The sequence below is a fragment of the Dermabacter sp. HSID17554 genome (assembly GCF_003989295.1).
Lineage (GTDB): Bacteria > Actinomycetota > Actinomycetes > Actinomycetales > Dermabacteraceae > Dermabacter > Dermabacter vaginalis.
Genome location: NZ_RBLW01000002.1, coordinates 169391 through 188846 on the forward strand (window position 1 = coordinate 169391; position 19456 = coordinate 188846).

The 19456-nt window shown below is 63.3% G+C and carries 20 protein-coding genes; 8 read left to right on the plus strand and 12 right to left on the minus strand.

What is annotated here, in order from left to right; genetic code table 11:
• Positions 1-117: 117 nt before the first annotated feature.
• Positions 118-1101 carry a DMT family transporter gene (locus tag D8M36_RS03790; RefSeq protein WP_126846864.1) on the minus strand — a complete coding sequence of 328 codons (984 nt, stop codon included), beginning with the start codon at positions 1099-1101 and terminating at the stop codon, positions 118-120.
• Between the two features lie 83 nt (positions 1102-1184).
• On the opposite strand from D8M36_RS03790, the gene D8M36_RS03795 reads away from it, so the two are divergent.
• The 3 genes from D8M36_RS03795 (at position 1185) to D8M36_RS03805 (ending at position 2925) form a co-directional block, all read left to right on the plus strand.
• Entirely contained in the window at positions 1185-1679 is a 495-nt protein-coding gene (locus D8M36_RS03795; protein WP_126846866.1) for an NUDIX domain-containing protein, read from the plus strand.
• Positions 1680-1844: 165 nt separating this feature from the next.
• Positions 1845-2600: an AzlC family ABC transporter permease gene (locus D8M36_RS03800; RefSeq protein ID WP_126846868.1), complete on the plus strand. Its 756-nt coding sequence runs from the start codon at positions 1845-1847 to the stop codon at positions 2598-2600.
• Entirely contained in the window at positions 2590-2925 is a 336-nt protein-coding gene (locus tag D8M36_RS03805) for a branched-chain amino acid transporter permease (RefSeq protein ID WP_126846870.1), read from the plus strand. Before D8M36_RS03800 ends, D8M36_RS03805 begins: the two co-directional genes overlap by 11 nt.
• Positions 2926-3034: 109 nt before the next feature.
• On the opposite strand, the gene D8M36_RS03810 is transcribed toward D8M36_RS03805, so the two are convergent.
• Positions 3035-4069: a glycosyltransferase family 2 protein gene (locus tag D8M36_RS03810; RefSeq protein ID WP_161970198.1), complete on the minus strand. Its 1035-nt coding sequence runs from the start codon at positions 4067-4069 to the stop codon at positions 3035-3037.
• Positions 4070-4160: 91 nt separating this feature from the next.
• Here D8M36_RS03810 and D8M36_RS03815 point away from each other — a divergent pair, with 91 nt between their 5' ends.
• Entirely contained in the window at positions 4161-5345 is a 1185-nt protein-coding gene (locus tag D8M36_RS03815; protein WP_126846873.1) for a MalY/PatB family protein, read from the plus strand.
• 84 nt (positions 5346-5429) lie between these two features.
• On the opposite strand, the gene D8M36_RS03820 is transcribed toward D8M36_RS03815, so the two are convergent.
• From D8M36_RS03820 to D8M36_RS03830, 3 genes are read right to left on the minus strand one after another with little or no spacing between them, the layout of a single operon-like run.
• On the minus strand, positions 5430-7046 hold the full coding sequence (locus D8M36_RS03820) for a 5-methyltetrahydropteroyltriglutamate--homocysteine methyltransferase (protein WP_126846875.1): 1617 nt from the start codon (positions 7044-7046) through the stop codon (positions 5430-5432).
• A 22-nt stretch (positions 7047-7068) separates the two neighbouring features.
• Positions 7069-7428, minus strand: a complete 360-nt coding sequence (locus tag D8M36_RS03825; protein ID WP_126846877.1) for a DsrE family protein — start codon at positions 7426-7428, stop codon at positions 7069-7071.
• A gap of 1 nt (position 7429) precedes the next feature.
• The gene (locus tag D8M36_RS03830; protein WP_126846879.1) at positions 7430-7669 is read right to left on the minus strand and encodes a sulfurtransferase TusA family protein; all 240 of its coding nucleotides are present in this window, start codon (positions 7667-7669) and stop codon (positions 7430-7432) included.
• A 229-nt stretch (positions 7670-7898) separates the two neighbouring features.
• Between D8M36_RS03830 and D8M36_RS03835 the strand changes: the two genes are divergently transcribed.
• On the plus strand, positions 7899-8840 hold the full coding sequence (locus D8M36_RS03835; protein WP_126846880.1) for an aldo/keto reductase: 942 nt from the start codon (positions 7899-7901) through the stop codon (positions 8838-8840).
• 87 nt (positions 8841-8927) lie between these two features.
• Here the strand turns inward: D8M36_RS03835 and D8M36_RS03840 are convergent, their stop codons facing one another.
• The 3 genes from D8M36_RS03840 to D8M36_RS03850 are packed head-to-tail and all read right to left on the minus strand — an operon-like array spanning position 8928 to position 11576.
• Entirely contained in the window at positions 8928-10037 is a 1110-nt protein-coding gene (locus D8M36_RS03840) for an SPFH domain-containing protein (RefSeq protein ID WP_126846882.1), read from the minus strand.
• A 22-nt stretch (positions 10038-10059) separates the two neighbouring features.
• A complete protein-coding gene (locus D8M36_RS03845; protein WP_126846884.1) occupies positions 10060-10572 on the minus strand; it encodes a glutathione peroxidase in 513 nt (170 codons plus the stop codon).
• Between the two features lie 59 nt (positions 10573-10631).
• Positions 10632-11576 carry a PfkB family carbohydrate kinase gene (locus D8M36_RS03850; RefSeq protein ID WP_164497569.1) on the minus strand — a complete coding sequence of 315 codons (945 nt, stop codon included), beginning with the start codon at positions 11574-11576 and terminating at the stop codon, positions 10632-10634.
• Here D8M36_RS03850 and D8M36_RS03855 point away from each other — a divergent pair.
• Together D8M36_RS03855 and D8M36_RS03860 are read left to right on the plus strand one after the other, a co-directional pair.
• Complete coding sequence (locus tag D8M36_RS03855) at positions 11575-12450, plus strand: HAD family hydrolase (protein ID WP_161970199.1); 876 nt, start codon at positions 11575-11577, stop codon at positions 12448-12450. The genes D8M36_RS03850 and D8M36_RS03855 overlap by 2 nt on opposite strands.
• Positions 12447-13379 carry a sulfurtransferase gene (locus tag D8M36_RS03860; protein WP_126846887.1) on the plus strand — a complete coding sequence of 311 codons (933 nt, stop codon included), beginning with the start codon at positions 12447-12449 and terminating at the stop codon, positions 13377-13379. Before D8M36_RS03855 ends, D8M36_RS03860 begins: the two co-directional genes overlap by 4 nt.
• 24 nt (positions 13380-13403) lie before the next feature.
• Here the strand turns inward: D8M36_RS03860 and D8M36_RS03865 are convergent, their stop codons facing one another.
• From D8M36_RS03865 to mtnN, 3 genes are all read right to left on the minus strand, one after another.
• Positions 13404-13592 carry a CopG family transcriptional regulator gene (locus D8M36_RS03865; RefSeq protein WP_126846889.1) on the minus strand — a complete coding sequence of 63 codons (189 nt, stop codon included), beginning with the start codon at positions 13590-13592 and terminating at the stop codon, positions 13404-13406.
• Between the two features lie 140 nt (positions 13593-13732).
• Entirely contained in the window at positions 13733-15529 is a 1797-nt protein-coding gene (locus D8M36_RS03870) for a BCCT family transporter (protein ID WP_126846891.1), read from the minus strand.
• Between the two features lie 313 nt (positions 15530-15842).
• Positions 15843-16628, minus strand: a complete 786-nt coding sequence (gene mtnN, locus D8M36_RS03875; protein ID WP_126846893.1) for a 5'-methylthioadenosine/S-adenosylhomocysteine nucleosidase — start codon at positions 16626-16628, stop codon at positions 15843-15845.
• A gap of 39 nt (positions 16629-16667) precedes the next feature.
• Here mtnN and D8M36_RS03880 point away from each other — a divergent pair, with 39 nt between their 5' ends.
• A complete protein-coding gene (locus D8M36_RS03880) occupies positions 16668-17627 on the plus strand; it encodes an alpha/beta hydrolase fold domain-containing protein (RefSeq protein ID WP_238638374.1) in 960 nt (319 codons plus the stop codon).
• Between the two features lie 24 nt (positions 17628-17651).
• Here the strand turns inward: D8M36_RS03880 and argS are convergent, their stop codons facing one another.
• Positions 17652-19409 (minus strand): arginine--tRNA ligase, encoded by a 1758-nt coding sequence (gene argS, locus D8M36_RS03885; protein ID WP_126846897.1) that lies wholly within the window; start codon positions 19407-19409, stop codon positions 17652-17654.
• Between the last annotated feature and the right edge of the window lie 47 nt (positions 19410-19456).

Below are 19456 nucleotides of genomic sequence, written 5' to 3' on the forward strand. Positions count from 1 at the left end.
ACATCCACCTTCAAGCACGCTCCCGAAACGCTTGCTCGTTACCTCGACACCCATGCCGCACGCACGCGTATCGCGATTGCGGGAGCCTCGGGATACGACCGACGGTGCGGGCGTTGTTCAGGTCGTGGTTGAGCGCAGGGGGATGTAGCCCGCGATGATGACAGCCGCGAGCAGCGTGAGCGCTGCCCCGGTCGCCGTGAGCGGGGAGAGGTGCACGCTCGGGTCGAGCGCATCGAGCATGACCGATCCGATGATCTGGCCCGCAATCGCCGCGCCGCTCAGCACGAGCACGCCCGTGTACCGCACGAGGGCGGCGGAAGCGGCGATGTAGGTGAGGCCGATCAGGCCACCGAGGTAGAGAACCGGATTGGTGGGAAACGCCCCACCTAGCGGGGTGAGCGCGAAGCTCACCGCCGCGGCTATGCCGAGCGCGAGTGAGCCGAGCGTAAAGTTTCCGAGAGCCGAAACGAGAAAACTTCCCGTGTGCGCCGTGACGATGCCGTTGGCTCCCGTTTGGAGGCCGACGCCTATGCCCGCGAAAAACGGCAGGATCAGGTTGAGCCACGGGACGGCATTCGTGAGCCCGGAGGCAAGCGCCAAGGCGACACTGGCGACCATGAGGGCTGAGCCGACAAGGCGTGAGGTGCTCAAGCGACGAGGCTCACCGGGGCCGAAACCTCCGCGGTCAAGAGCGGCGCCTGCGAGAGTTTGCCCCGCGACAACGCTCACGATGAACAGGGCAACCCCGAGCACGCCGACCGTGAGGGACTGGGTGAAAACAAGGAAGGCGCCGCCTAGACCGCCGATTGCGTACCGCCAGTCGAAGCGACCCGTCGCGATGTCGCGCGCGTATTCTCGCGCCGCACGCCGCTCAGCGGGCAGAGCAAGCACGATCACGAGAAGTCCAAGGCAGCCGATACCGAAGCTCACGAAGGCCGCGAGATAAGGGTTCTCGAGCTGGCCCGCAAGATCGGCGTTAATCCGCGACTGGAGTGCGGCGAGAACGCCTCCTGCCATGATGATGGCGATGGCCCACCACGGCGCGCGAGGTGTGGCGACTTCCCCCTGGTGCTCATCTGCCACTGCTGTTTGCGTACTCATGTGCACCATTGTCTCGCGCAGAAACTCCCCGCAAAAGAGGGCGCGAGGGTGGCGGGCAGGCGTCGGACCCCTACGATGGGGGTATGGAACTCGATCCCGGTTATTCGAACGTACGTGTGGGCGTCAAGGCGATTATTGTGCGCGGAACAAGCGTGCTGTTCAACGAAAACATCGATGTTCACGGCAATCGTGTATTCGTGCTGCCCGGCGGCGGGCAAGAGCACGGCGAAAGCCAAGTGGAGGCGCTGAAGCGCGAATGCGAAGAGGAGATCGGCGCAGCTGTGCGCGTCTACGATCTCGCGTGCACGTTCGACCTCATCAGCGCGAAGGTGGGCCGCCACCGCGACACAGGGCAAGTGTTCCACCAGCAGAATCTTCTCTTTTGGTGCGACCTCGAGCCCGGTAGTGAACCGCGCATGGGGGAGGGCCACGACCCGCACCAGGTGGGTGTCAAGTGGATCGACATCAACGACCTCCACACAGTCGACGTTCGACCGCGCGAGGTTGGCGAGTGGTTGCAGTCGGATCCGAGTATCCGCCCGCGAACGCTCGGCACGATCCGCGAGCAGTCACTGTAGGGGGCGGGGCCGACGGTTGCCCCCCGAGTACTGCCACACAACCGCTGCAATGTATACACAGGTCAGGGGGCTTTTTCGTTTCCCGCGGGAGTGTCGACGTGCGAAGATTAAGCTCGCCTGCATACCGCAGAGTTCGGAACTTTACTGACATCGAGGGAGTCGTGCATGAGCGTTGAGGCGCAGCCTGGCGCACACGAGAGCCCCTACTCGGTGCGCCACGAGATCACGCAGGGTGCGCTCTTAATTCTCCCCGCGGGTCTCGGCATGATCCCGATCGGCATTGCCTTTGGCCTTCTTGTGGTGCAGTCGGGGCTTCCGTGGTGGATGGCGCCCGCCCTCTCGTTTTTTGCGTACGCGGGCTCACTCGAGCTTCTGCTCATCACTCTCATCACGTCGCTTACGCCGCTTGTGACGATCGCGGCGGCATCGTTCTTCGTGAACTTCCGCCACGTGTTCTACGCGTTCAACTTTCCACTCAAGATCGTGAAGAACCCGTTTTTGAAGTTCTACGCGATGTATTCGCTCACCGACGAAATCTTCGCGGTCACGGTCGCGAACCCAAAGGGGTGGACCCAGCCGCGCGTGATCTCGGCTGGTGCCGTGCTGCAGATCTGCTGGGTGGGTGGCGGCCTCATGGGGGTACTGCTCTCGAGCTTCATCCCCTTCCAGATCCGCGGCCTGAGCTTCGCACTGTGCGCCCTGTTCATCACTCTGACCCTCGATGCGTGCCGCACGAAACAGGAGATCCCCTCGCTTCTTCTTGGCGCCGCGGCTTTCGGTCTCGCGCTGCTCCTCATGCCCGGCCAGCCGATCTTCGCGGCGATGATCGGCTTCGTCGCCACCCTCGCGGCTCGCTACACGATCGCCGTGCGCCTCACGAGGCCACTCCCGGCAGAGATGGAGAGCGACGATGCAGCTTGACATCCCCTTCTGGTACCTCGCCTCGGTTCTGCTCATCGCCTTCGCCGTGACCTTCACGCTGCGCGCGCTCCCGTTCGCGATTCTCGAACCACTGCGCAAATCCCAGTTCGTGCGCGTCATGGCCGTGTGGATGCCCGCGGGCATCCTCGTGATCCTCGCACTCGCGACCTTCAAGAGCACCCTCGCCGAGGAACCCGATGGGTTCGTTCACCTGCTGATCGCCTCAGCAGTCACGATCGCCGTGCACCTCTTCGGTGGGCGCCGCACCCTCGTGAGCGTCGCCGCGGGGACCCTCGCCTTTGTGCTGCTTGTGAACTTCTTCTAAACGAAAGCGTTGGGGCGGCAGGGCGCCGCGGAGGCAGGAGCGCTCTCGGCTCGGTTGCGTGGTTCGGTGCGTGCAAAAATGTCTGACGGTAGCCCGGCAACCGTCGGACCTAATTGAACCCAAACCGTTTGCGGATGACCGAGTACGTGGTGCGGATAAACCGGTGCGCACCCGGCCCGCGCGCACTGAGCGCCATGCTCATGGGTGTGCGGCGATACGCCCGATACGCGGGAGGGTTGTGCTCCTTGAGATAGGCGAGAAGGTCGCGTCCCTTCGCCGTCGCCTCGGGGGCCTTCGCGAGTACCGCGAACGTGAGCGAGACGCTCGTAATGATCGTGAGGTAGTGAAGGAGATAGCGGCGAAGGGAGCGTGACGCGATGTTGTCGATGCGTAGCTCGTCGATCATGATCCGGTTGACGCGCAGCTGCTGATCAAGCCGCGAAATCATAATTTTCTCGTTGACGCTCTGATCCTCGCGACCGATGAAGTAGTAATAAAGAGGCACGGGCAGGTAGTAGAGGGTGTGCGTATACCGCAGAGGGATTGACGCATAGAGGTTGTCCACATAGAAGGTGTGGCGGGGGAGTTCGAGGCCTGAGTCGAGGAGAATGCTGCGCTTATAGAGGATGGCGTGCATGAGGAAGTAGCTGCCCATTCGGGGCCTCGAGACCTGATCCCATGTGACGGTTCGGCGCGCGGGCACGGTGCGTCGGTATCCGATCCGACGGTTCTTTTTGAGCGCGTGATTGTCGTACACGTAATCGGTGAGGACGACATCGGGGTGGTGATCCGGCGGAAAAGAGGCGACCGTGTCCAGGAGCGCGGTGAGAGCTCGCGCGTCGAGTCGATCGTCAGAATCGAGAACCTTGAGATACGTGCCCACTGCGATTCGCACACCCGCCATGACTGCCGCACCGTGCCCGCCGTTGGCTTGGGTCACGACCCGCACGATACTCGGATGCCGCTCCTCGTATTCGCGCGCGATCTGCTCCGTGGCATCCGTCGATCCGTCGTTCACGAGGATGATCTCGATGTGCTCTCGGGGCTTGTCGCCGTCAAGGAGGATCGAGTCAATACCCCTTCGCATGTACTCCGCTGAGTTATAGCACGGCACAACGAATGAGATCAGAGGGGCTTCACGCATAAGAATCATGGTACGACCACGAACCGAGAGTGAGCGCCGTACGATGGATGGTGCTAGCCGTTCAACGACGACAATATGAGAGGTATGAGCCGTGACTCCCGCGCCCGAATACGATTTTGAAACCCTCGTGGATCGCACGGATACGGGCTCGGTGAAGTGGGAGCTCATGCGCGAGCGTGGTGGGGACGTGCCGGCGGGCATCGCGCCGTTGTCGACTGCGGATCTTGATTTTCTGCCCGCGCCGGAGATTGTGCGCGGGCTCCATGAGCACCTCGAGAGTGCGGTCCTGGGGTACACGGGTCCGACGCCTGCACTGTTCTCGGCGATTCAAATGTGGCAAGCCGTGCGCCACCGCTGGGCGATTGACACGAGCTGGATTTCACTGATGCCTGGCGTCGTGACGGGACTGTTCGCCGGTGTGCGCGCAGCGAGCGAGGAAGGTGACGGAGTTGCGCTCTTGACGCCAGCGTATCCACCCATGGTCGAGGCAATCGAGAAAACGGGCAGGCGCGTGGTCCGCGTTCCCCTCGACGGGGAGGGCGGGCGCTACCGCATTGATTTCGCGGCCCTCGCCGAAGCCCTCTCGGGTGAGGATGTTTCGGTGCTGATCCTGTGTTCGCCGCACAACCCCACGGGCCGCGTGTGGACGTACACGGAGCTCGAGGAGATTGCGCACCTCGCATGGGCCAACGACGTGACGGTCATTGCCGACGAGATCCACGCGGATATCGTTCACGAGGGTTTCGAGCACATCCCTTTCGCGGCGATCAGCGAGGATGCAACGTCGCGGACGATCACCCTGTCGTCGGCGTCGAAGAGTTTCAATCTTGCCGGCGTGCAAACGAGCTGGGCGATCATCGAGAATGCCGAATTGCGCGCCGCCTACGAACGTGAACTCGAGGCGTGGGGCTTCCACTTCGTGAACTGTCTCGGGTATCGCGCGATTGAGATCGCCTACACGGAGGCGAGCGATTGGCTCGAGGGCCTCCTCGAGCTCGTGGCCCGCAATGATCGCGTCAGCAGAGAATTTTTCGCCGAGCACTTCCCGGAGGTGTCGATCGCGCCGCTCGAAGGGACGTTCCTCCAGTGGATCGATTTCCGCCAGCTGGGAATCGATGAGCGCGAGCTGACGCGCCTGCACGATCAAGAGGCGCACGTGTTCTTCGAGCATGGGCGAACCTTCGGTGCGCCCGGATTCGAGCGGCTCAACCTCGGCACTCCCACCCGGGTTCTCGAGGAGGCCCTGGTGCGCCTCGCTGAGGCGCACGGTCGTTAGTGCCGAGGTTCGGGCACGAGCGGCTGCCTGTGCCCCAGGGGGAAACCTGTACTGACGCGGGTGGGAGGCCGATGCAGAAATGCCCTAACGCAAGGCGTCGCGCACCCGCGCAAGCATCGACATCGCCGCTTCCGCCTCCTTGCCGGCCACGATGGGGTTATCGGCGAAGGTGGCGAAGCCGCAGTCAGTGCTCAGCAGCAGACGTTCTTTTCCGAACATGTTCACCGCGGTGCGCCCTCGCTCGAGTACGGCCTCGAAGGTTTCGTTCTGCGGTGCCTTCTGATTAAAGATGCCGATACCGATCCGCTGGTCGTCGCGAAGGCCGGTCAAGTGTTCCCAACCACCGGCACGCGGCGTGCATGTTTCGAGGATGACGTTGCCGATCGGCACGGATGACAGCAGTGGCAGTAGCGGCGCATAGTCTCCGGAAAGAGCCTTGGATTCGTCGGGCGTCCAGTTGCCGCGGCACACGTGAATGCCGAGGCGATCAGCGGGGAAACCATGGGCGACCCGCGTGATCAGATCGGTCGCGAACTCAAGTTCGGGCTGCACCGCTTTCCGTTCACCGAGCGCGCCGCACATGAAGGTGCGTCCACCGCCACCTTGGTGGCCGTACACCACCTCGCTGAGCACGGGCTCGTCGATCTCCACCAGGGCAACGCCTGCGGCGAGCAGTTCCGCGATTTCTTCTCGCAGGATGCGCACCACATCGGTCGCGAGGGTTTCTCGATCGGGGTAGGCGCGATCGGAGACGCATTCCATCCACATGGTGCGCGTGAGCAGGTAGGGTCCCGGGAGGTCGACCTTCACTGCACGATCGGTGATGGATTTCAGGTACGTCGCCTCGTGCACGGCGAGGGACTTATCGCGGCCGAGTGGCCCGAAGACCGCCGGGTGGCGCACTTCGCCAGCGGGCACGTCGAGGGCGCGCAGTTCGCGTTCGAACTGTACGGGATCATCCACGTACGGCAGGAGATCGGTGATGGGGATGAGCTGGCAGTTTTGTAGCAGTCCCCCCACGAAGCTGGAGTAGTTGTCGCGGCGCATTTCGCCGTCGGTGACCACGTCAACATCAGCGCGTTCCTGGGCCGCCACCACCAGTTGCACGGCGTCGTTGGCGGTAGCGTCAAACTCCGCATCAGGAAGTCGACCTTCAAGGTGTTCATGAAGCGCACGAATGAGCCATGAAGGCCGGGGCCAACTGCCCATGGTGTGCACCGACAGGGGTTCGAGAGCGGGCGCCGCAGCGGGTTCGGGAAGGCGGTCGGGGATGTGCGGTGTGACCACCTCCTGCGTAATCGCCATTTGGGGGCGTTTACGGGGCTTCTTTCTTGTGCCCGCTGCGGGCGCCGCGACAGTGGGTGCAGGCTCCTCGGCACGTGCATGTGCCGTGCCCGCATAGGCGCCCTTGCACACCAAAAACCGCCACTGCTTGAGTTCACGGCCCTGGAACTGCACGGTCGTGGTGAGGGTATCGACCAGGTCGTTTCCGGTCATGCTGCACCACGATGGCAAATCCACCTCCACCGTGGAATCCACGGAGGCGATCTCAAGGAACTTGCCGGGGTCGAGGGGGTCGAGGTGTTTGCGGATCAGCAGCAGGAGCCCGTTGCCGCAATCCAGATCTCCACCGTCGAAACTGGTGTGGCCCTTCAAACCGTTTGTGAAGGTGGCCGGTGTGAACCCGTGATTGTGTGTCATGGCGGTATCGATAGAGAACGGATCAGTAGCTCACGCAGCTTGCGCCTTGCGACATGTACTCCACAAGCTTGGCGCCGCCCACGATCGTGGCACCCTTGATGAGCTTTCCTTCATCGAGTCCGCGCTTCTTGTAGCAGGGGGAGCACACCCAGATGGTGCCGCCTGCCTCGGCGTAGTTGGTGATCAGTTCCTTGAGCGACGCGAAGCCCTCTTCGTGCATGTCGTCGGCGTAGCCCTCTTCGGCGAGGCGTGCGCCCTCGGAGGAAAGAAACACGACGGTTTCCTGGTCGGAGGCGATCGAGGCGTTGGCGATCACGAATGCGACGGTGGCCTTATCAACATTGTCTTTCGCGTGGGTGATGCTTACGCAGATCTTGGACATGTCAGGAATCCTTTCGTTGGATCAGGAATTGCGGCGGATGCGCCGCAGCCAGGGAATGCCCGGTGAGACTGCACCAGGCCGGGATATCAATGACCGCTCCTTCATCGGTAGCAATCAGTTCAAAGAGTTCTCCCGGTTGTAGAGCAAGCATTTGCGAGCGCAGTTGCATGACAAGTTCGCCGCAGCCCAAGTCTCCGGCGTCCCAGCGATCGGCGATCGTGAGGTCCGCAGAGTCACTCATGCGTATGCCTCCTCCTCCGTGGGGAACCATTGCGGTGATGTGGTCGAGCGCACACCGCCATAACCACCTTATCAGCGCCGGTCAGGGCCCTTTTTCACCGTTTGGCCCTGTGGAAACTCGGCGATTGGTGCCCGGGATAAATGCGCCCCTGCGGCGGGTGGTGGGGCTCGCCGCATGGCCTTCGCACACCTCGCTAACGTCCCCAATCATGACGACTAGGCTTGAGGGCATGACCACAGCAGACAGTGCAGTTACCCCATCCATCGCTTACCCCTTGCGCTCAATCGGGCGCCTGACGGTGACGCCACTCGGACTCGGAGCAATGCCGCTCTCATTCGAGGACAAAGCGGACGACACCCACAACGCGCGTGCCACCGTTGGCGCCGCGCTCGATGCTGGCATCACCCTTATTGATACCGCCGACATCTACGCCCCGGCGTGGAACAAGGTTGGCCACAATGAACGCCAGGTTGCCGACGCTCTCGAAGCCTACGCCGCCGCGCACCCTGACTTTGACCGGGCGAGCATCGCCGTTGCCACGAAGGGCGGCATTACGCGCGCCGAAGGTGAACAATGGGGCCGCGACAGCTCCGTTGGCCACTTCCGCACGGCGGTCGTGCGCTCGAAAAAGAACCTCGGCGTTGAGGCTATCGACCTCTACTACCTCCACCGCCCCGATCGCACGCGCCTATACTCCGAGGCCATCGAGACTCTCGCCGAACTCAAGGACGAGGGGCACGTGAAGAACATTGGCATTTCAAACGCGAGCGTCGAGGAAATCGAGATCGCGCTCGAGGTGCTTGGCGAGGGCAACCTTGCGGCCGTGCAAAACGAGTTCTCGCCGCGTTTTAACCACACGAGCTGGGATGAGCTGACGTTCTGCGGCGAGCACGGCATCACGTTCGTGCCGTGGTCGCCTCTTGGCGGCACGGGGGGTGGCGCCGCCGAAGTAGGAGAGCGCTTCCCCGCAATCGCCGATATCGCTCGCGGTCGCGAGGTAAGCCCACAGCAGGTTGTCCTCGCCTGGGAGATGTCGCTCGGTGAGCACGTGCTTCCGATTCCCGGAGCCTCACGCCCCGCCTCGATCGCGGATTCCGCGAAGGCCATGAGCCTCACGCTCGACGCGGGCGAAAAGGACGCACTCGACAAGGAACTCTTGCCGAAGCGCTAGAGACTTGGCGCCTTACGCGGAAACGGCGGGCCCGGATTTCTCCGGGCCCGCCGTTTCCCTAGCTTCGGTGTGTGCGAGACTCTTGCGTTACTCGCCGAAGTGCTCGCGGGCGCTCTGCGCGGCGCCCTCGGCGTTACGGCGCGCCTCTTCCCGCGCGCGGCGGGCACGTTCCTTGGCCTCCGCGCGGAGACGCTCAATGTGCTCGCGCGAATTGCCTTCCCCGTCAACGGGCTCGGCGGGGTTCACGGGAGTGGAATCGCCGTTGATCGTGTCGTTCGCCGCCTGTGCCTGCAGGAGAGCCGAACGGATTTCGTCCCCCATAGCCCCCACCGACGAAGGATTGGACGGGAGGAACAGCACGTTCGAGCGACCGTTGCGGGCCACGTCCTGCATCGTGTCGAAGTACTGGGTCATGAGCAGTAGTTCTTCAGCGGTGTTCTCGATGCCAACCTGCTTGAGCATCTCGTACTGTTCCGCAATGCCCATGGCGATCGCGCGGCGCTGAGCCGCGACACCCTCACCCTGGAGACGCTTCGACTCAGCCTCGGCTTCAGCCTGCGTCACGCGCTTGATCTTGTCAGCCTCGGCGAGCGACTGCGCAGCAACGCGGTCGCGCTGTGCGGCGTTAATCGAGTTCATCGAGTCGCGCACGCGCTGATCGGGCGAGATGTCCTGCACAAGGGTGTTGACGATGTGAAAACCGAACTCTTGCATGCGGGTCGAGAGGGTTGCCTCGACGCTGCGAGCGATGTCGTCTTTCGATTCGAAGGCTGCGTCGAGATCGAGGCCCGAAAGAGCCGAACGCACCGTGTCAAACACGTAGCTGCGGATCTGCGCCTCGGGGTTCGAAAGGCGGTAGTAGGCGTCCTGAACGGACTCTTCGCGGATCACGTACTGCACGGCGACCGGAACTGTCACGAACACGTTGTCTTTCGTTTTCGACTCGATATTGACCTCGAGCTGGCGGATGCGCAGCGAGATCGGTTTCGTGAGCGTGTCCATGAACGGAATCTTCGTATTCAGGCCGGGCTTCGCGACGCGCAGGAATTTGCCGAAGCGCTCGACGATCACGTTTTCTTGCGTTTTCACGGTGAAGAGGATCGAGGAGCGGAGGCCGCCGAAAAGCAGGGCGAGCAGAACGATGATGATGACGATTAAGACGCCGCCACCGGTGAGAATACCGACGAGAGCTTCCATGGGGGTCCTTTCTTCGTGGGGTTTAGGCCGCGAGGGCCCTGGTGATCGATGTGGCGATACGTGACGGAGGAATCGGTGGTGCAAAGCGGCGGATGACGAGCCCATCGCGGCCTACGAGGAATTTCGTGAAATTCCACGCGATGCGGCCGCCGAGCATCCCGCCGCGCTGCTCTTCGAGCCAGGTGAACAGCGGATCGGCATTCGTACCGTTGACGTCGACTTTGGCGAACACGGGAAAAGTCGTGCGGTAGCGGGTCTCGCAAAAATCGACGATGTCCTCCATCGTTCCTGGTTCCTGGTTGCCGAATTGATTGCACGGGAAGGCCAGAACGCTAAAACCGCGTTCCTCGAAGCGTTCTTGGAGTTCCTGGAGGCCTTCGTACTGGGGCGTAAATCCGCATTCGCTTGCGGTGTTCACGACGAGAGTGACTTTTTCCGTGAACTCGGAGAGATCCCGCGGCTCGCCGCTCGCACCTGTGACCGTAAAGTCGAACAGAGTTGTTGGAGCGGTGGCCTCAGTGTGCGCAGAGTTCACGAAGGGTCCTTCGATCGAGGGCAGAATGTGACGTGCGATACCAGAGTACCGTGCGCACCTCAGTGCACTTCAAGGGACGTGGCAGGACTCGACGCGAGAAAAGCGTCAATTTCGCCTCGCGTGGGTGCGGTGATGGGGCCTTTACGGGTCACCTTGAGTGCCGCCCCGGCATTCGCTCGTCGCGCGGCTTCGAGCCACGGTGTGCCCAGTGCCCTTTCGCCGAGCACAATTCCCGTGTGAGTGTCGCCCGCGCCGTTCGTGTCAATCGCCTTTTGCGGGTAGCCGGGAACGTAGTCGAGGTGGCCGCGCTCGAAAAGGTAGCAACCGTCGGAACCATCCCTCACGATCACCACCGCACCCTGCCCGAGAAGCCGGCCGAGGGCGGGCAGGGTTCCTCTCACGTCGTCGATGCCGGTGATCTCGCGTGCTTCATCGGCGTTCGACGTCCACACGTCAGTGCGCGCGAGAATCCGTTTCCGCAGGGCTCGCGGGAACGACGCGAACGGCGCGCCGGGGTCGAGAACCAGGTGGGCACCGCTGTCAAGCGTGTCGAGGAAGGTCAGGAGCGGATCGCGCGTGGGCTCGAAAAGGCTGTAGCCGCTCACGCACACGAGGTCGCCCTCTTCGGGTTGAAGCAGAGCGAGGGATTCGGCGGTGATGGCACGTTCGGCGCCGTAGCACGTCACGAACGTGCGCTCGGCGGAAGGCTCGACGAACACGTAGCAGCAGCCCGTGTCCGTGCCCTCGATGACGGGGCTCGAGAGGCCGATTCCGTTCTCCCGCAGTACCTCGCGGATGAGGTCGCCGTTCGGCCCTTCGCCGTGGGCACCTCCGTGTACGGCCTTTGCCCCCACTCGAGCCGCGGCGAGTGAAATAGTGACGGCTCCGCCTGCGTAGGATCTCGGGACACCAACCGCATTCACGTTGGAGCCCGTACTCGGAAGTGCGGGAACTTCGATCATGACATCGACAAGCGCCTGGGCGGTATGGAGAACTCGGGGCATGACTCGAGTGTACGGGCACTACGATGAGGCAATGCTCCCTCTTTCACCGCCCGCGCCCGCCCTTATTACCGCCGACATCGACGGCACGTTCGTGGACGACAAGGGTGCGATTCCCCCGAAGAACCTCGACGCGCTCCAGAGGGCACGCGACAATGGGCTCGATTTTTGCCTCGTGACGGCGCGCCCTCCGCGGTGGCTCACACGATTTCGGGGACTCAGCGCGGGCGCGATCTATGCCGCGAACGGCGCGTACGTTCTCGATGCCGCGACGGGCGCGATCCTTGAGGATCGTGGATTTTCGATAAGTGAGGTCCGCGCGGTCGCTCGTGTGCTTGCCCCCGTTTCGGGAATCGCCCTTTCAGCCGAAACCGCCGAAGGCTTCGTGCGGGAGCGAGCTTTCCCTTCGGCGCCGGCGGCAGGGGAGCGGGATCGAGAGTCCGACGCCACCTTCACCCTGTTGAGCGAGATTTCGTGCGGCGCCGGCAAGATCCTCGCGGTGTCGAGCCTTCTGGACACGGAGGAGTTTTATCGCGAGGTGCGCTCGCGTATCAAGGGCCTCGCCGAACTACACGTGTCCACGTCCGACGGTCTCGCTGAACTTAGCCCCCTCGGCATATCGAAGGCCACCGCGCTCGCTCACGCATGTCACGCACGCCGGATTGAGCCCGCCCAGGTGTGGGCCGTGGGAGACATGCCAAACGACCTTCCGATGCTGAACGCTGCAGGCGTCGGAATTGCTGTACGTAACGCTCACCCGGACCTCCACGCACACGCCGACGCCCTCGCCCCGGCAAATACCGACGCGGGTGTTGCCCACGTGATCGACGCGGCTCTGAGAGCGCGCGCACTCGCCCGCACTACGCTTGAGACATGAGCGAGTTTGACTGGCAGGACCTGCCGCCGTTCGTGAGTGCGGCGGCGCTCCTTGAACGCACGGGAGGGCGCGCGCCCGAGGCCGGGAGCGCGAACATTGGAAGTCTCGAGCCGGGCACGGGTGACCTCGTCATTGCCGACGTGCGCTGGAGCGTTGCGGAGGGTGCCATGCGCGATAGTTACCTGAAAGCGCATATTCCCGGGGCGATTTTTGTGGACCTCGAACAGGACCTCACGGGGGAGGGGGCGCCAGAGCGCGGCCGCCACCCGTTCCCCGACGACGACGAGCTCTCCGAGAAACTTAGTGCGCTCGGCATCAACTTCGAAGATACGGTGATCTGCTACGGCGCGGGCGACCCCATGGGCGCTGCTCGACTCGCGCTTATGCTGCGCTTCGTGGGCGTGAATGCTGCCGTTCTCGATGGCGGGCTCGAGGCTTACGTGCGCTGTGCGGGAGAGCACGCGCTTGACACTGGTGAGGTGCGTCGCGAGCCGAGCGACTTCCCGTGGCAGCCCTACGTGCGGCTCGTGAGCGAAGACGAAGTCCAGCACGCGATCCCCACCAAGGGTGCTCTCTTGATCGACGCGCGCCCGCCCGCGCGTTATCGCGGAGAATCCGAAACCCTCGACCCGCGGCCCGGGCACATCCCGACCGCGAAAAACGTTCCGTTTACGTCGCTTCTTGAGGCCGACGGTACTTTCCGCTCGCGCGAGGAGATTCGCGCCGCATTCGAGCGCGTGGGCGCGACAACGGAACGAATCACGTTCAATTATTGCGGCTCGGGCGTGAGCGCCGCGGTCAACACACTCGCGATGGATGAGGCCGGATTCGCCCACGTCTACCTCTACGCAGGCTCATACTCCGAATGGTCGCGCAACCCCGAACGCGCGGTGGAAACGGGTGAAGGGGAGGGGTCCGACGCTTCCTAAGCAAGCGTCGGACCTACAAAAGCCTTAGGCTGCGGCGGCGCCTTCGCTTGCGGTTTCGGCTCGCTCCTCGAGCGCGGAGCGAAGAAGCTGCTCGACAAACTCCGAGAGAGTCATCGACTCGTCGATCGACGCATGCTTGATTTGCGTGATGAGTTCGATCGGAAGCTGTACGTTGAACTGGCGCTTTGAATACGCCGAACCTGAGGTAGTCATGATTTAAACCTAACTACCTAGGAGCGAGAAAAGAGGGCCAAAGGGCCCAGGATCATAGGAAAAGGGTGCGGCGCGAGGCTCCGGTGAGCCCAGCGCCACACCCTTCGTGTGACGGATCAGTCCTTGCGCTTATGCGCGACCTAGTCGAGGGAACGGTGCGTGTGTGTGCCCTTGGCCGGTGCTGCCTTGGGAGCACTGATCGCACCGAGGTCGATCTGGCCCGTTTCCGTAGCCACGCGCTCGTAGACCTTGTCGGCGACCTGATCGGCGACCTGGTCCGAGACGTTTTCGGTCACGTGCTCGACGAGCTCGCGGCGGCGAATCTGCAGCTCAAGACGCTCGATCATGCGCACCTCGTGGCGCAGAGCCTTGAACATGGAGACGACCATGGCGATCATGACGACCGACCACGGGAGAGCGGCGATGAGCGCAAGCGCCTGTAGACCACTCATGCCCGAAGCGTCACCCGAGCCCGTGTAGGCGGCGATGCCGATGAGCGCGGCGGGGATTGCGCCGCTTGTGACGGCCCAGAAGATGCGGGTCGCGCGCGGCGGCTCCGGGTCGCCACGGTGCGCGATCATATCGACCACGAAGGCGCCCGAATCAGCCGAGGTGACGAAGAAGATCGTCACGAGGATGATCGCGAGGCCCGAAAGGAGACTGCTCGCGGGCATCGTCTCGAACACCTGGAAGAGGGCAAGATTCGTATCGATCTTGCCTTCGGCGTTGAGGAAGTTCGCGCCTTCAAACACGCTCTTGTAGATGGCCGTGCCACCCATGACCGTGAACCACAGGATCGTCACGAGGGTCGGCACGAGCATGACGCCCATGATGAACTCGCGAACGGTGCGGCCACGCGAAATGCGCGCGATGAACACGCCCACGAACGGCGACCACGAGATCCACCAGCCCCAGTAGAACGTCGTCCAGGCATTGAGCCAGGAGGCGCCATCATCGCCGTAGAACGGGAGGGTTTGGAAGCTCAGTGAAATGAAGTTTTGCAGGTAGTTGCCGATGCCCGAGACGAAATCGCGCAGCAGGAACAGGGTGGGCCCGAGGATGAGCATGACCACGAGCAGCACGCCCGCGAGGATGAGATTCGTGTTCGAGAGGAACTTGATGCCCTTCTCGAGGCCCGAGGCGACCGAGAGGGTCGCGAGGCCCGTGATGACGATGACCATGACGAAGCGCAGCCACGGGTTATCGGGCAGTAGGCCGAGGTGCACGAGGCCCGCGGAAATCTGGTTCACGCCGAAGCCGAGCGAGGTGGCCACGCCGAAGAGGGTGCCCACAACGGCGATCGTGTCAATGACGTTGCCGATCCACGTGTCGGTGTGGCGGCCAAGAATCGGTTCGAGTGCCCAGCGCACGGAGAGCGGGCGGCCGCGACGGTGCGTTGCGTACGCAACGGCGAGGCCTACGATGACGTAGATGCCCCACGCGTGCAGGCCCCAGTGAAGGAACACCTGCGCCATGGCTTTCGGTGCTCGGGCCGCATCGGGAAGCTCCGCGATATTCGGCGGCGGGTTTGAGGCGAAGAACGTCAGCGGCTCCGCGGCTCCCCAGAACACCAGCCCGATGCCCATGCCGGCCGCGAAAAGCATCGCGAACCACGACATGAGGCCGTACTGCGGCTCCTCATCATCCTTGCCGAGCTTGATCGAGCCGAGGCGCGAAAACGCCAGAACGGCTGCTGCGCCAACGAAGAACGTTGCCGCGAGGATGTAGTACCAGCCAACCCTTTCCACGATTGTCGTGTTGATCGTGCTCACGACTTGGCTGAACTGCTCTGGCAGAAGCACGGAGAACAGCATCGCGACGATGATGATCGCGGCCGAGGGGTAGAAGACCCCCTTTGCCATGCCGTAGTTGCGCGGCTCGTTCGTGCCGGGCGGGGTTTTGGTGCGCGTGGGTTTCGTGGCCGTTGCGCTCGTCAAGGCCAACCTCCTTCAGTGCGGATAAAGGGCAAGAAAAAGCAGCCCCGAGGGCTGCCTATGCTTCCCCACCGTACATGAAGTGCGGTTTCGCGCGCGTGGTTCGGTGAACGGCCTCACCTTCCCTGCCCCGCGCGCGGGCAGGCCCCACCTTCCCTGCCTCGCGCGCGGGCAGGTTCGGCGAGTGGTGAAAAACGGCGTGAGGGTTCGGCTTTTACACGTGAGGTGGCGATTTTTCACCACTTTCAGATAGGGGAGGGAGCCAGGGGCAGGGTAGGCGGGAGGGAGGGTAGGAGGAAAGGGGAGGGAGGGTGGCCTACCGCAAGGCAGGCAGTGCCTGCGCGAGGGCCTGGGCCGACGCCTCCGCCGCCACCTCGAGACCGATGTGGAACTCCTCGTTTGCTCGCGGGGAGCACAAATCGCTCACCGCACGTAGCGCGAGGAAAGGCACCTGCAACAGATTCGCCACGTGCGCGAACGCGCACGATTCCATATCCGCCGTGATCGCGCCCGGAAACTTCGCGCGCACCCCTTCGGCGATATCGGCCGTGACGAAGGCATCGCCCGAAAGCATGAGGCCCGAACGAGCACGAAGGCCCGCGGTCTCCACGGCCTCGAGAGCGCGACGTGCACGCGCCTCGCACTCCTCCCCACCAAACTGCGCGGGAGCGCCCGGCACTTGGCCCGTCTCGTAGCCAAATGCCGTGGCCTCCGCGATCGAATACGCATAGGACGAACCAAGGGCGACCGTGCCCACGGTGATGTCCTCAGCGAGGCCGCCGCAGCTGCCCACATTCACGATGAGACGCGGCGAAAACTGCCCGATAGCCCACGTCAGAACGGCACTCGCCGCGGCCGTGCCCACACCGGTCGTCACAAGCGCGATGGGAGCCTGGCAAGCGTCGGACCCTAGTGCCCCGGAGCCCGCGCACTCGAGCGTGCCCACCGATGCGCTTACCTCGCCGGACGCGCTCGCACCCACCCCCGTGCCGGCACCGCTAAACGGATGCGCGACGGAACGAAGGTCTTTGCTGAGGGACGAAACGGCGGCAGCCTCTTCAGCCATCGCCGCAACAACGAGAACATCAACGTGAGAAGTCATGGAGCCAGTATCTCGTAAGGTCGAAACACTAGCCTTAAGATGATTCGCGCATCGAGCCAGGAGGATCCCACCATGGGTCGCATCAAGCACTACGCCGCCATCGCGGGCCGCACACTCACGCGCACCCCGCTTCCCAACTTCGTGTACGAAATTGGGTTCGGCAAGGTGCGGATCGCCAAGCCACCCGCACCCGTGCAGAAGCGGCACGCGATCGACATCGAACTGCTCAACCGCACGCGAACCGTGTGGCTCGACAAGCACAAGGCCGACCGCGGCATCATCGTGTACCTCCACGGCGGCAGCTACATGGCGGGTCCGTTCGTGGGCGACTGGGAGTGGCTTAGCAAGCAAGTCGACGAGCGCGAGTGCGCGGGACTTCTCATCGACTACCGCTACGGCCCCGACTACATGCACCCCACCGCCCTCGAGGACACCTTCGAAGTCATCAAGGGGCTTTCTGACCAGGGCCTTATCACCCAGGGCAACTGGGCGGTCGCCGGCCACCAGAGCGGGGCAGGGCTTGCATTGTCGCTCGCCTCGCTCGTCAACACGAGAGTCGACGGCGGCCTCGCAAACGTCGAGGCGAAGCCTGCGGGCATCGTGCTCATGAACCCGCTGCTCGATCTCGAGTTCACAAATCTCGAACTGAGCGAAACGAACCAGCACGATCCCGTGCACGAGCGCCGCATCATGCAGCTCGCCGCGAAGAAATACGCCGGCCGCACCCCGCTCGATGACCCTGCGCTTTCGCCGCTCAACGGCGATCTTCAAGGCCTACCGCCCGTGCACCTCAGCGTCGGCACAAAGGACCTGTTCCTCACCGATTCGAGGATCGTTACGCACCAGTTCGAGCGTGAAGGAATCGACCTCACCTACCGCGAGATTCCCGGGAAGATTAGCGTCACCCCGAGGCTCCGCCGCGGCGCCGACATGGCCCGACTCCTCGAGGAGCAGGGGGAGTTTCTCGAGGCCAACCTCGCCGAGACGCCCGGGAAGTAAACTCCCGAGCAGCCTCGGCTGCGGTCACATCTGCGCGGGAGCCTGAACGCCGAGCAGGTCGAGACCCGCGACGAGCGTGCGCTCGGTGAGCTTCGCTAGAGCGAGTCGACCAAGCCGCACGTCTTCGCTCGCGTCCTTGAGGATCGGCGACTTCTCATAAAAGCTCATGAATGCCTGCGCGAGGTCGAAGAGGTACGCCGCGAGCTTGTGCGGCACGTACTGAGCGCCCACCTCGGCCACCGTAGGCGCAAACTGCAGGAGTTGAAGCGCGAGGGTGCGTTCGGGATCGTCGATCACGCGCGGGGCTGCCGCCTCTACCTGCTCGGCAGAGATCCCCTGATCCGCGGCCTTGCGCTGGATCGAGCGGATGCGCGCCACGGCGTACTGGAGATACGGCGCGGTATTGCCCTGGAGGGCGAGCATGCGGTCGAGATCGAACACGTAATCCGAATCGTGCGCGGTCGAAAGATCCGCGTACTTGATGCTGCCGATGCCAATCTGGCGTGCAATTTTTGCACGCTCTTCCTCGGGCAGGTCCGGGCGCAGCTCGTCGATCACCGAACGCGCCTTGACGACGCCCTCCTCGAGAAGCGCCATGAGGCGCAGCGACGAACCCGAACGCGTGCGAAGAATCTTGCCATCCTCGCCGAGAACCGAACCGATCTTCACATGCTCGGCATCGACGCTCTCGGGAAGCCAGCCGGCCTCGCGAGCCGTCGTGAACACCATCTGGAAGTGCAGCTCCTGCGAGGAACCCACAACGTAAGCGATGCGATCGGCATGGAGGTCACCCACGCGGTGGCGAATAGCCGCAAAATCGGTCGTCGCGTAGCCGTAGCCACCGTCGGACTTGCGAATGATGAGCGGGAGCGGCTGGTCGTCGCGGCCCGTGAAGCCGGCGGGGAACACGCACAGCGCGCCGTCCGACACGCGTGCGATTCCGGCCTGCTCAAGGTCGTCACACACGCCCGCGAGCGCGTCGTTGTAGGTCGATTCGCCCGCGAGATCCTCATCGGTGAGGGTCACGTCGAGCATGTCGTAAATGCGGTGGAAGTACTGCTTCGAAAGGCCCACGAGCTTGGTCCACATCGCGAGCGTTGCCTCATCACCCGACTGCAGGGTCGCGACGCGAGCGCGGGCCCGCTTCGCGAAATCGGTCTGCTCCGTATCCGCATCAAACTTCGCGCGCGCAGCCTGGTAGAACGCGTTTGGATCGGTCTCGAGGAGCTTTGCCTCCTCAGAATCCTCGCCGACCTCGAGCAGGTGCTCGATGAGCATCCCGAAGGGCGTTCCCCAGTCGCCGATGTGGTTCTGGCGCACGACCGTGTGGCCTTCGAACTCGAGCACACGTGCGAGCGCATCGCCCACGACTGTGGTGCGCAGATGCCCCACGTGCATTTCCTTCGCGACGTTCGGCGCCGAGTAGTCGATCACAATCGTTTCGGCCTTCTCGGGGCTGCCCACCCCGAGGCGATCATCGCCGTGCAGGCCAGCCGCCTGGGAGGCGACCCACTCGGTCTTGAGCGTGATGTTGAGGAAGCCCGGCCCGGCAATCTCGGGCGTCTCGGCAATGTCGTCCAGCCGTACTTTGTCGAGGATCTGCTGCGCAAGATCCCGCGGCTTCGCGCCGAGCTTCTTCGCGAGCCCCATCGCTGCGTTGCACTGGAAGTCCGAGAACTTTCCCGGCCTAATAATCGGGTCAGCGGTGCGGTACTCCTCGCCGAAAGCCTCGGCGAAGGCATCCTGGAAACGGGTCGTGAGGGCAAGTTCCGGTGCAGTCATAACCCAAGCCTACGGTGTTTTGCGGTGCTACGGCACGCCGGAAGGGG